Below are 11871 nucleotides of genomic sequence, written 5' to 3'. Positions count from 1 at the left end.
TGGGGCCCGTGCACCGATCCGGTGCACGGGCCCCACGTCGTGGTGCGGGTGTCTCAGGAGGCGGTGGCCACCGCGGCGCCGGCGGTCACCGGGGTGACCTCGACCAGGCCGGTCTCCCCGAAGGTGAGCTTGCAGGTGTCCGCGCGGTAGGTGGAGACCGCGAGCGCCACCAGGCGGCCACCGGCCGCGTACTGGCTGGTCACCACCAGGACGGGGGTGCCCGGCGGGCGCTCCAGCAGCGCGGCCTGGTCGGCCTCGGCCACGCCCAGCTCGACCGCGCGGGACTCCCCGTCGACCTCAAGGCGCTCCAGGTGGCGCAGCACGGAGCGGGCGCGGTCGTTCTCGGCCCGGAAGCCCGGCAGGTGCGGCAGCGCGGACGAGGGGACGTGCAGCGACTCGGTCGCCACGGTCTGCCCCTGCACGGTGCGCACCCGGCGCACGGTGTGGACGATCTCGCCCTCCGGGATGCCGAGTTCCTGTGCGAGCGACGCGGCGGCCGGGGCGCTGGTGCAGTCGACGGTGCGCCAGGCGTGGGTGCGGGCGGTGCCGGGCCAGCCCTCCTCGCGGCGGCTGACCGGAACGCCGACCCGGGGGGCGGCGATCAGGGTGCCGATGCCACGGCGGCGGACCAGCCGGCCCTCCAGCTCCAGCTGGTCGAGGGCCTGGCGCAGGGTCGCGCGGGCCACGCCGAAGCGGGCCGAGAGTTCACGCTCGTTGGGCAGGACCTGGCCGGTCGAGAACTCGGTGTCGATGGCGCGAAGCAACACCGTCCGCAGGTGCCAGTACTTCGGCTCCGGTACGGCTGCGAGTTGTCCTGTCGTTCCCACCATGTCCTCCACCCGGCCTGAAGGGACGTGGGCCAGCCCGTGCCCGGTGTTGCGGCAGGTGGGAGAGCGGGCTTTATCCGTCCTTCTTTATTAAAGGTCTTTGCAGTAAGTGACACTAGGGGGTCTGTCCAGAGATGGTCAAGACCAATGCGCGACCTCGGTCGGGATCGGTCGCGGATTCATGCCGCGTTCATGAAATGAAGGAGCGGCGACATGCCGGAGGAGGCGGTCCCCGGCCGCGACCACCCCGGACGCCCGGTACTGGGTAGGCTGCCCGGGTGATCGTGGTGACGAGTGTGAATGTGAACGGGATCCGGGCCGCAGCCAAGAAGGGCTTCACCGAGTGGCTGGCCGCCACCGAGGCCGACGTGGTCTGCCTTCAAGAGGTGCGGTCCGAGCCCGAGCAGCTGCCGGCCGAGCTCAGGGAGCTTCCCGGCTGGCACGCCGTATGGGCGCCGGCCGCCGCCAAGGGGCGGGCCGGTGTCGCCGTCCTCTCCCGATCGGTACCGCAGCGGACCGTCATCGGCTTCGGCTCCGAGGAATTCGACAATTCGGGCAGATATGCCGAAATCGACATTCCGGGCCTGACCGTCGCGAGTCTCTATCTCCCCTCCGGCGAGGTCGGCACCCCGCGCCAGGAGGAGAAGGAGCGCTTCATGGCGGAGTTCCTGGTCCACCTCGGCGGGCTCCGCGAGCGGGCCGCCGCAGAGGGCCGCGAGGTGGTGGTCTGCGGTGACTGGAACATCGCCCACCGCCCGGAGGACCTCAAGAACTGGAAGGCCAACCAGAAGGCCGCCGGCTTCCTCCCCGAGGAGCGCGCCTGGCTCGACCGCGTCCTCGACGAGGCCGGCTACGTCGACGTGGTCCGCCGCCTGCACCCCGACCGCACCGGCCCGTACACCTGGTGGTCCTACCGGGGCCGTGCCTTCGACAACGACTCGGGCTGGCGGATCGACTACCAGATCGCCTCCCCCGGTCTCGCCGGCCGGGCCGTCCGCGCCACCGTGGAGCGCGCCGCCACTCACGCCGAGCGGTGGTCGGACCACGCCCCGGTGACCGTCGCCTACGACCGCGGGGTCTGACCGCGGGAGAGCCGGACGGGCCGGCGCCCCGGCCGCTCCTCCGGCCGCCGGGGGCCGTCTGCCGGGCGCCGGACCGCACCCGGACCGTACCCGGGGCGCGGCCGTGCTGGGCCGTTGCCGGACGGCGTCGATCGGTCCGTCGCTCCGGGCCGGCGTCCCGCGGTCCTCGCGGCCCCCGAAGGCGTCCGGGCGCGTCACCGGCAGCGACCCGGGCTCACGGCAGCAGGAAGTCGACCGCCATGCCCATCGCCCGGGTGGCCAGGTCGACGGCGCCGCCGGCAAAGGGCCGCCCGGTCAGGTTGTTCTTCGTCAACGCGAAGGAGAATCCGCGCACGGGGTCCGCGAAGACGATGGACCCGCCCAGGCCGTGATGGCCGAACACGTCGACCTCGTCGCCGGCCGGCAGCCGCAGCCGGCCCAGCAGGTATCCGAGGCCCCTGCGCACCCGGGACCCGCTGAACAGGTCGACGGCGTCGACCGCCGGGAGCACGGCGGCGGCGACGCGCTCCGCCGGCAGCAGCCGGTCACGGCCCGGCCCCACCCCGCCGGCCAGGGAGGCGAAGAGGCGCGCGAGGCCTTCGGCGGTGGCCGTCGCCGTGGCGGGAATGCAGGCGTCCAGATAGCCGGGGTGGTTGGCCCAGGCGGCGCAGGGCGTCTCGTCGGCCGGCGCGTCGAGCCGGGCCGACTCCGGTACCACCCCGTCCTCCAGGTGCGCCGCGGTCCGCGCCGGCATGCTCTCCGCCAACCCTCCGAGTGCGACGGAGTCGAGGAGCCCCAGCGGGCCGAGGACGTCCTGCGCGACCATGTCCCGGACGTGCCGTCCGTCCGCTCCGCGAATGACCTCCCCCAGAATCCAGCCGAACGTCAGTCCGTGGTAGCCCGTCGATGCGCCGGGAGGCCAGAGTGGACTGAGGCCGCACAGCTCCTCGCAGACACGCTCCCAGTCGCAGAGTTCGCCCAGCGTCGTGGCGTCGGGCAGCCGGGGAATCCCGGAGGTGTGCGTCAGCACCTGCCGTACGGTGATCGACTCCTTTCCCAGCACCCCGAACTCCGGCCAGTAGCGGGCGACCGGGGAGTCGTAGTCCAGGCGGCCGCGCTCCGCGAGGAGGTGGACCGCGGTCGCGGTCACGGCTTTGCCGCAGGAGAACACATGGAACAGGGAACCGCTGTCCACTCTTCGACCCGTACGCGGATCGGCGAGGCCTGCCGAGGCGTCGACCACCAGCTCCCCGCCCCAGTAGGCGGCCACCTGGAGACCCACCTCGCCGCCCTCGCCGACCGCGCTCGCCAGCGCCTCCTCCACCCGGCGCTGCATCGGATCCGTGTTCACTTCCCCGCGGCGACCCGCGCCGAGAGGAGATTGCTGTAGGGCATGTCCAGGAAGTCGGCGTACTGGCCGGCCGACATGGCCGCGCTGATGCCCTTCACGGAATCCAGCACGCGGTGCCGGGCGACGAATCCGAGTTCGCTGGCCGCACGGTCGAACCGCACCTTGTAGTTCCTCCTGTCCAGCGCCTCCGCGCGCACGGTCAGCCTGGCGTCGGGAATGGTGTCGACGATCATCCTGCCGATGTCGATCATCCGGTAGTTCTCCGACTCGGAGCCGCAGTTGTAGATGCGCGGGACCGGCGGGCCGACCCGGGCCGTGTGCAGAGATCTCATGATCACCGCGGAGACGTCGTCGATGTGGATGAAGGGACGCCATTGCAGCCCGCCGTTCACCACGACCTCGCCGAACGCCACCGCGTTCGCCGTCATGACGTTGACCGCGAGGTCGAACCGCATCCGCGGCGAGATGCCGTGGACCGTCGCGAACCGCAGAATGCTGGTCGCCAGATCACCCCGTACCAGGGAGAGCAGGTAGTGCTCGGCCATGACCTTGGACTGTGCGTAGACCGACTGCGGGTTGAGCGGCGAGAACTCGTCGCACTCGACCTCTCCGGTCGCCCCGTAGTTGCTGCAGGTGGAGGCGAAGACCAGCGAGCCGACGCCCATGCGTCGACAGCTCTCGGCGACTCGTATGGTGCCGTGGTAGTTGATCTCCCACGCCTGTTCGGGATCGACCTCGCACGCCGGGTCGCCCACCATGGCCGCCAGGTGCACGACCGCGTCCACCCCCTTCAGCGCGCCCCGCCACTCGTCCGGGTCGACCACGTCACCCTCGATGTAGGTGGCCAGCGCGGAATCGATGCGCGGGCCGACGACCGTCCCGGAGTCGACGATCGTGACCTGCACTCCGCGCTCGATCAGATGCCGGGAGAGGACGGATCCCAGATATCCCTGGCCGCCTGTGACAAGTACCGATGAAATCATGTTCCTTCTCTCGTCGTCCCGTGCCGAAACCGGCAGCGGGATCAGGCGGTTGACCCGCCGCCTTCGTAGGACCTCAGACTCCTCCGCCACAGGAGCAGCGCCGCGGAGATCGCCAGAGGACCGCTCAGCGGTGCGAGCACCGCCATCCAGGGAGCGAAGAGGGCGACAGATTCCTTTCCGGTCAGATGGGCCGCCGGAAAGTAGGCGATGAACCCGATGGGCATCACGAAGGTGAACATCCAGGAACCGAGGGTGTGAAAGAGCCCCAACGGATACCCCGCGAAGGTCATCACGGTGCTGTCCACCCAGTAGTAGACGCTCTCGAACCCGATGGAGCGGATGCACAGTGCGGACACGGTGATCTGCAGGGCCGCCTCGATCAGCATGCCGCTGATCGCCGCCGCCCCGCAGAACAGCACCCTGCCGGCGTCCCAGTGGACCTGCATGCCCGGCACCGCGAAGCACCAGAACAGGGCGGCGATCGCCAGGTCCCCCAGCGCGTTGACGTTGACCTCGTCGCAGATGACCTGGATCAGGACCGGCACCGGGCGCATCATCATGCGATCGAGCCTGCCCTGGACGATGATCAGCGGAAGGCGCGGCAGATTGGCGAAGACGACGGCGTACAGGGCGTGGCCGGCCAACCGCAGCCCGACCATGAGCAGGATGTCGGAAAGGCTCCAGGGGCCGAAGCCCGGAAGGGCGCCGAAGGCGACGACGGCGAGCAGCAGCCCCGTGGACTGGTAGAGGATCCCGGCCGCGATCGCGGCGGCGAAGTCGGTGCGGTACTCCCGCCTCGCCCGGATTCCCGGGCCCACGGTCCTGGCCGCGAAGAGCAGCGCGTTGCGCGCCTGCCCGCCCGCTCTCCGGGCCCGTCCTTCTCGGTACACGTGCGGTCACCCTCCCTGGACGGCGACCCTGCGGCCCGCAGAGCGCCAGACGCTTCGGACCGCCGTCCCCAGGACCAGGATCCACACGCACTGGACGAGCAGCGCGGCCGGTACGGACGCGTCCGGAGTCCGCCCCGTGTAGATGGACAGCGGAGTGTTGACGGCCGCCGCGAACGGCAGCACGGACGCGAGTCCGGAGACGGCGGACGGCAGGAGCCACAGGGGTACGACCGACCCCGAGAGAATCTCCTGCGCGAACTGGTGGAGCCGTTGGACGCCCGTGTTCGAGGTGGTCCAGAAGCACGTGAGGTCCACCAGCACGGACAGGTGGTAGACGATGACCTGGCCGAGGACGATCGAGAGGACGGCCACCGCGAACCGTCCGACGCCGTGGGGCACGACCAGCGCACCCAGGAGAACGCAGAGCAGCCATCCGGGCACGAGCCAGAGCAGCCGGTACGCGCAGTCACCGAGGTACAGCCAGAACGCGAACTTGCGTGGCGTCAGCGGACGCACGTACCAGTGGACGATGGAGCCGTCGCGCACGCGCTGCGCGATCGTGTCGCGCCGGCTCGCCGAGAAGCCCCAGCGCGTCCGGCTGAGGAGTACTCCCAGCAGCGAGAAGGACGTGATCTGCGCCCTCACGGTCGCCTGGTGCGGTCCGGGACCGGCGTAGAGCGCATGCCAGAGCGAGTGGTAGAGGTAGAGCTGGACGGTCAGCGAGAACGCCGTGTTGGCCAGGGAGACCGGGAACTGGATCTCGCCCAGCGGCACCACCCTCATGAGGCGCGCCCGGACGAGGAGACCCGGCTCGGCCAGGGTCCTTCGCCGCGGTCCGCCGCGCCCGAGTGCCTCACTCATCTCCGGACCCGACCGTCCTCCCGGGACCGCGGGACGGCGACGAGTAGTACTGACGCATCACATCCTCGAGCGGGACCTCCGAGACCGAGACGTCGGAGACGTCATAGCGTCGCGTCAGATCCAGGATCGCCTCGCCGGCCCGCATGGACTCGGGGAGCAGGAAGGTCGCCCGGAGGGCCTCCGAGGTCAGCGCGGCGGCTCCCGCCAGCACGGGATCGGGCTCCGGCGACGCGAACACGACGCGCACGAGCCGCGTCGCCCCGACCATCTTCCGCAGGCTGTCCAGGTCGCCGTCGAAGAGCAGTCTGCCCTTGTCGATGAGCAGTACCCGCTCGCAGACGCGCTCCACGTCACTCATGTCGTGCGTGGTGACCAGGACGCTCTTCTCACCTTCGGCGGTGAACTCGGCCAGCAGGCGCCGGACCTGCTCCTTCACGATGACGTCCAGCCCGATCGTCGGCTCGTCGAGGAAGAGCAGCCGGGGCCCGTGCACCAGGGCGGCCGCCAGATCGGCACGCACGCGCTGCCCCAGCGAGAGCTGGCGCACCGGTGTGTCCCAGAAGGCGCTGAGCTCCAACAGGTCGTCGAACTGCCGCAGCCGCCGGGTGAAGGTGCTGCCCTCCGTCCGGTAGATGTCGCGCAGCACCTTCAGCGAGTCGATCACCGGGAGGTCCCACCAGAGCTGGGTGCGCTGCCCGAAGACCACGCCTATCTCCTGGGAGACCGCGAGGCGGTCCTCGTGCGGTCGCCGGCCCAGGATCCGGACCTCGCCGGCCGTCGGGACGACCACGCCCGTGAGCATCTTGATGAGCGTCGACTTGCCCGCGCCGTTCGGACCGAGCAGGCCGACCCGCTCGCCGGCCGCGACCGAGAAGCCCACACCGTCGACGGCGACCCGCTCGTACGAGGTGGTGCGGAACAGCCCTCGGAGACCCGGCGAGCCCCGCCGGCGAAGCCGGAAGGACTTGCCGACGTCACGCGCCTCGATCAGCGTGGACACCCGCGGCCTCCCATCCCTGTCGCACCCGGTCGACGGAGGACCGTCGCAGAGCCTCCCGCACGTCCGGCCGCAGCGCCGCCCGCTTGTCACCGTCCACGCTGGCGATGCCGATCGTCGAGGCGGCCCGCTCCCAGACCGTTGCTGCCAGGGCCCTGTGGGCGGGCGTTCGACGGGCCCCCGCGGAGAGTGAGAGCTCCCGGGCGAACCAACCGGTCAGATAGCAGTGGACCCAGAGGGACTCCGTGTGACGGTCACCGAGGTGGGCGGCGACGGTCCGCCAGCTGCCGCCCGCCCCCTCCGGCGGCCGCGGCCCGGCGTCGTCGGCGACGAGCTCCGCCGCCGCCGCGCCGAGGAGTCCGCCCTGAGCGGCTTCCCGCCAGGGCAGCATGCGGGTGCCCTCGCTCTGCGGCAGGATCAGGTAGGCCGTGCCGAACCTGACGTACGGGACACGCGGCACGGAGTCGGCCAACGCCCCCTCTGACAGCAGCGACTCCACGCGGGGGTCCGGCAGATGACACGCGGAGCGCCGGACGCCGTGGTGGTTCATCTCGGAGATGCTGAGATCACCCTCGTGCTCCACCGGGGTGGGCACCGCCAGATAGGTGTCGACGGCCGCCCGGCGCAGATACCGCGTCAAGGTCTCGTCGTCGTGCTTCACGGTCTCGTCACCCGCGAAGGCCGCGAACCCGCGTGCGACGGCGGCCGGGAGGACCACGGTCAGCGCCGGCGTGTAGTCGTCGTCGAGCGCGCGTACCCAGTTCAACCCGGCCAGGGCCGCCAACCGCACCAGGGCGCCGTTGCGGGAGTCCCAGTTCGCGTAGAACGCGAGAGCCGCGTGCGGATGGCGGGTCGCCGAGGCGGCCAGGATGCTCAGGAGGGAGGGCGCGGCACTGATGTCGTCCTGGATGACGGCGTGGTGGGTGGCCCAGTCCGGCACGCCGGCCCAGGCCCTGATCGCCGTGCGCAGTGGGGACGGCGGCCCGTCCGGGTCCGGGTCCAGCACGACCCCGGTGACGGCGAGCGTTCGGGCGAGCTCCGCCGCCAGGGCGCCCCGGCTCGGGTGGGTCATGACGACGGAGCTGAGCACCGCGCCCCCGGTGTGCCGATCGCGCTCGGCCCCGTTCCGGTCAGGAAGCAGCATCGCGGTCCTCTTCGGGAACGAACGCGGCCCGGCGGAGCAGGTCGGCGAACCTCACCTTGGTGAGCATGCGGCCCGCTCCCCAGGGACCGGCGCCGAACTGGCTCAGATAGCCCTCGATGAGCGACACCTGTTCGGGGGTCAGGGAGAACTCCCGCAACCGGGGCTCGGGGAGTGCGAACTTCGCTACGTCGCCGGGTGATTCGAGGAATCCCTCGATGTCGAAGGCGGCGCCCTGGAGACGGCTGGCGCCGGCCTCCGGGGTGAGCAGACCCGTCATGGTGAGCCGGTGGAACTCGGCCGCCTCCTGGATGAACGCGTCGACGAGGGCGGGCTCCTCGGCGTCCGACCCGGCGCACAGCTTCCTGGCTGCCTCGATCGCGACGGCGACCAGGTCGTCCAGGGCTTCGGTCAGCATGCGGACCCGATAGGTGTAGAGGAGGTTGTTGCCCAGCTCGCCACTGATGTAGCGCTCCACGTTCTCCACCGCGAACCGGCTGAGCTCCTCGCGCGACTCCCACAGCTGCTCGCCGGTCTCGTACCTGAACTCGTCGACCACAGCGCGCAGTCGGGCACCGAAGGGAAGGGTCTGCATGAGTTCGAGCCAGCGGAAGACCGGGATGTCCCGCTGCCTCAGCAGTCGGGTCAGGGCCACGAACGTGCCGTCGTTGTGGCAGGCCGAGACGAACAGGTTCATCTGCCGGCAGTCGAGGTAGTCCGTGAAGGGCATGGAGGGCAGCGAGACGCAGACCTCGTCGATCTCGGCGGTGGAGACCTGGCTGCCGAGGACGGTGTAGCTGCCGTAGCACCGCGGTATCACCCTGAACCTGGTCACCATCCCGTGCTGTTCCCGCTGGTCCCCGGTCCACATGTCGCTGCCCGGCAGGAGCGCCAGTTGGAACATGTTCAGCCGGTCGAACCCCGCGTCGATGAGCTGGGCCAGGGTGGAGAAGTGCGCCCGCTTGCTGTCCCCCGGGAGGCCGAGGATGACCTCACTGTAGGTACCCGTCTGCTGCTCCGCCGCGGCCAGCGCCACCTCCATGAGCTGCGACGCACTGATGTTGTTCCGCCGCACCTTGCTGAGCACCTCGGGGTCCAGGGACTGGACCGAACCCGAGAGCGTCATGGTGCCCCGCGTGCGGGAAATGGCCTCGAGCACCCGGTCCCGCTTGTTCTTCCCGGTTGTCAGGTCCACATAACGCGGCCAGCCGAAGGTGTCCTGGCACTCGACGATGGCGTCGCAGACGTCCAGGTCCTCGGGGAACATCCCGAAGTTGGAATCGGTGATGAGGAGTTCGTTGCGGACTCCGTCCTGCTTGATCACCTGCGCCATGGCTTTGCCGATGTAGAGCAGTTCCTCGCGGGTGCGCTCACTGGGGGTCTTGGCGACCTTGGAGTAATAGCGGGTGCCCTCGACGCAGAAGGAGCAGGAGAACGGACAGCCCCGATTGGTCTGGACCGCTGGAATCAGCTTGCCGTCGAAGAACGGGTCCATGAGCCCGGCGACATAGGGGGACGGCACCTCCGAGAGGCTGGGCAGCCTCGGCCCCGGCGCCGGCAGGTGCGGCCGGCCCTCCCCGTCGATCGAGTGCAGACCACGGATCTTCCCGTGCAGGCCAGCGGCCGAACCACCGGCCCCGTGCATCGCCAGGAGCATCTCGGCGAACGGCTGCTCACCCTCCCGGTCGACATAGAAGTCCACGCACGCGCCCAGGCGATCCCGCAGAAAGGACGCCTGCTCCGCCTCGGCCACGGGATAATGCGGCCCGCCGAACACGGTGACGATATTCGGGAAGACTTCCTTGACGCGTTCGGCGAAGCCCAGCGACAGCCTGGAGTTCCAGATGTAGTTGCTGAATCCGATCACATCGGGGGCCTCGTCCTCCGCGAGAGCCCGGGCAAGCTGTTCGGGGTATTTGAATATCTTGACCGGGTACTCGAAGTCCATTCTCGTCGCCGCATAGGAGGCGAGACCACCGACTGCTTGGGGCATGATCTCCGAGGAGATGCTCTGCTGGGTGTAGGTGAGATCCGCGAGCCAGACCCGCAGGGATATCCAGGGCTTTCCAAACAGATGGTCGACTGGAACAAGCTGGTTCATCAGAGCCCCCGAAGGCTGGCCGATTTGAACAGTCTGGGCACGCGGGCGCCAGTGAAAGCTACTTGGCGTGACGATTGGCAGGGATCGTCCTGGCCGAACCCCGCCTACGTCACCCTGAGTGACCAGGGCTGGCGCCGGACAATCCATCAAAACAGGTTTGAGTGCTCCCGATCCGGACAACAGGGGCCACTCCCGACCTGTGGGCAAGCAAGGCCGGTGCAGGCTCAGGAGCTTAGACGAATTCCCGCATCCCGCAAACCCCGGATTTACGCCCACGCGTTTGTTGATCTGGTCTGGACCAGTTTATCTACTATGCCGCCCGCTCCATCATACGTACACATATGTCCGACTCGTGCTGCTTTGCACGGCTCGTCACCCACCGCCCCGGAAATATGGTCAAGAATTCTCCGGATCGTTGAAAATCTCTTCACGGTGCAGACCCGTCTGTGCCATGATCCCAGTCGGTAAGCCACTGTTCTGCTAATGCAGCAAACATGGAGATACTGTGCACGGAGCTACCGGCGAACGATTGTCCGCGTCGGAACCAAGAACTGTCCGCTTCTACGACAGCACACTGCGTGACGGCGCCCAGGCGCCCGGTGTGGCGTTCAACCGCGATCAGCAGCTGCGCATCGCCCTGGCGCTCGACGCCCTGGGCGTGGACGAGATCGAGACGGGGTTCGCCGCCTCCGGCGTCGAACAGCGGGCCGACATGCGGGCCATCGCCGGACTGGGCCTCAGAGCCGGTCTGCTGTCGCTCGCCCGACCCCTCAAGGCCGATGTGGACCATGCCGTGGAAGCGGGCGTGGGCGGCGTGATCCTGGTCGCGAGTGTCTCCGACCTCCACCTGGCGTACAAGCTCCGCAAGGACTACGCGGTTGTTCGCGCACAGGCGCTGGAGACCGTCGAGTACGCGCGCTCGCTGGGGTTGTTCGTCCAGCTGTCCATGGAGGACGCCACCCGGACGCCGCTCGACCGGCTCCTCGACCTGGCCGTCGAGGGCCAGGCCCACGGCGCCATGCGCATCGGCCTGGCCGACACCGTCGGTGTGGCGACGCCGGCCGCCATGCGCAAGCTGGTGACCGGCGTGCGCGAGGCCGTGGACCTGCCGATCTCGGCCCACTGCCACAACGACTTCGGGTTGGCGGTGGCGAACTCCCTGGCCGCGGTCGAAGGCGGCGCGCAGGTGCTGTCCACCACCCAGAACGGCCTGGGCGAGCGCTGCGGCAACGCCAGCACCGAGGAGTGCGCCGCCGCACTCGAACTGCTCCACGGCGTCAGCACGAACCTCGACCTCGCACTCCTGACCAGCACGTCACAGTTGGTCGCGGAGTGCAGCGGAGTGCCGATCCCGCCGAACAAGGGCGTCGTGGGAGGCAACAGCTTCCGGCACGAGTCGGGCATCCATGTCGCGGCGATGCTCCAGCACCCGTCCTGCTACGAGGCGTACGACCCGGAGATCGTCGGCGGTCGCCGCGAGTACGTCCTGGGGAAGACGAGCGGCCGGGCGGCGCTGCGCCACCTCGCGGGCAGCGCCGGCGAGCAGCTCGACGACGACGAGTGCCGCCGACTGCTCGACCGGGTCAGGCTCCTCAACGAGGCAGGCACCCAGGTCGACCCGCAGACAGTGCGACAACTGATGGAGAGGTGACGGACCGT

At 69.6% G+C, this 11871-nt stretch carries 10 protein-coding genes; 2 read left to right on the top strand and 8 right to left on the bottom strand.

Translation table 11 applies throughout. The features are described from left to right. Nucleotides 1-53 precede the first annotated feature (53 nt). On the bottom strand, nt 54-827 hold the full coding sequence (locus tag OG823_RS30655) for a GntR family transcriptional regulator (protein WP_371484716.1): 774 nt from the start codon (nt 825-827) through the stop codon (nt 54-56). A gap of 278 nt (nt 828-1105) precedes the next feature. Between OG823_RS30655 and OG823_RS30650 the strand changes: the two genes are divergently transcribed. Beyond that, nucleotides 1106-1909, top strand: coding sequence for an exodeoxyribonuclease III (locus tag OG823_RS30650; protein WP_371483386.1), 804 nt, complete (start codon nt 1106-1108; stop codon nt 1907-1909). Between the two features lie 214 nt (nt 1910-2123). Here the strand turns inward: OG823_RS30650 and OG823_RS30645 are convergent, their stop codons facing one another. Genes OG823_RS30645 through OG823_RS30615 form a run of 7 tightly spaced genes read right to left on the bottom strand, consistent with a single transcriptional unit; the run spans nt 2124 to nt 10212 of the window. Next, the gene (locus tag OG823_RS30645; RefSeq protein ID WP_371483384.1) at nt 2124-3239 is read right to left on the bottom strand and encodes a serine hydrolase domain-containing protein; all 1116 of its coding nucleotides are present in this window, start codon (nt 3237-3239) and stop codon (nt 2124-2126) included. After that, complete coding sequence (locus tag OG823_RS30640; protein WP_371483383.1) at nt 3236-4222, bottom strand: NAD-dependent epimerase/dehydratase family protein; 987 nt, start codon at nt 4220-4222, stop codon at nt 3236-3238. The genes OG823_RS30645 and OG823_RS30640 overlap by 4 nt, the downstream gene beginning before the upstream one ends. Before the next feature lie 41 nt (nt 4223-4263). After that, complete coding sequence (locus OG823_RS30635; RefSeq protein ID WP_371483381.1) at nt 4264-5112, bottom strand: ABC transporter permease; 849 nt, start codon at nt 5110-5112, stop codon at nt 4264-4266. A gap of 6 nt (nt 5113-5118) precedes the next feature. Continuing rightward, nucleotides 5119-5973: an ABC transporter permease gene (locus tag OG823_RS30630; protein WP_371483379.1), complete on the bottom strand. Its 855-nt coding sequence runs from the start codon at nt 5971-5973 to the stop codon at nt 5119-5121. Then, entirely contained in the window at nt 5966-6973 is a 1008-nt protein-coding gene (locus tag OG823_RS30625) for an ATP-binding cassette domain-containing protein (RefSeq protein WP_371483377.1), read from the bottom strand. Before OG823_RS30625 ends, OG823_RS30630 begins: the two co-directional genes overlap by 8 nt. Beyond that, the gene (locus tag OG823_RS30620) at nt 6948-8114 is read right to left on the bottom strand and encodes a hypothetical protein (RefSeq protein ID WP_371483375.1); all 1167 of its coding nucleotides are present in this window, start codon (nt 8112-8114) and stop codon (nt 6948-6950) included. Before OG823_RS30620 ends, OG823_RS30625 begins: the two co-directional genes overlap by 26 nt. Next, complete coding sequence (locus tag OG823_RS30615) at nt 8101-10212, bottom strand: radical SAM protein (RefSeq protein ID WP_371483374.1); 2112 nt, start codon at nt 10210-10212, stop codon at nt 8101-8103. The genes OG823_RS30620 and OG823_RS30615 overlap by 14 nt, the downstream gene beginning before the upstream one ends. Nucleotides 10213-10741: 529 nt before the next feature. Between OG823_RS30615 and OG823_RS30610 the strand changes: the two genes are divergently transcribed. After that, on the top strand, nt 10742-11863 hold the full coding sequence (locus tag OG823_RS30610; protein ID WP_371483372.1) for a hypothetical protein: 1122 nt from the start codon (nt 10742-10744) through the stop codon (nt 11861-11863). The last annotated feature ends 8 nt before the right edge of the window (nt 11864-11871 follow it).

The organism is Kitasatospora sp. NBC_00315, from assembly GCF_041435095.1.
In the GTDB taxonomy this organism is placed as follows: Bacteria; Actinomycetota; Actinomycetes; order Streptomycetales; family Streptomycetaceae; genus Kitasatospora.
The sequence above is the reverse complement of the archived record's forward strand: the minus strand, read 5'-3'. Positions and strand labels throughout refer to the sequence as shown.

Excerpts from the sequence above, each read along its gene's own strand:
- OG823_RS30640 (WP_371483383.1), bottom strand. The coding sequence starts at position 4,222 with ATGATTTCATCGGTACTTGTCACAGGCGGCCAGGGATATCTGGGATCC.
- OG823_RS30630 (WP_371483379.1), bottom strand. The coding sequence starts at position 5,973 with ATGAGTGAGGCACTCGGGCGCGGCGGACCGCGGCGAAGGACCCTGGCC.
- OG823_RS30620 (WP_371483375.1), bottom strand. The coding sequence starts at position 8,114 with ATGCTGCTTCCTGACCGGAACGGGGCCGAGCGCGATCGGCACACCGGG.
- OG823_RS30615 (WP_371483374.1), bottom strand. The coding sequence starts at position 10,212 with ATGAACCAGCTTGTTCCAGTCGACCATCTGTTTGGAAAGCCCTGGATA.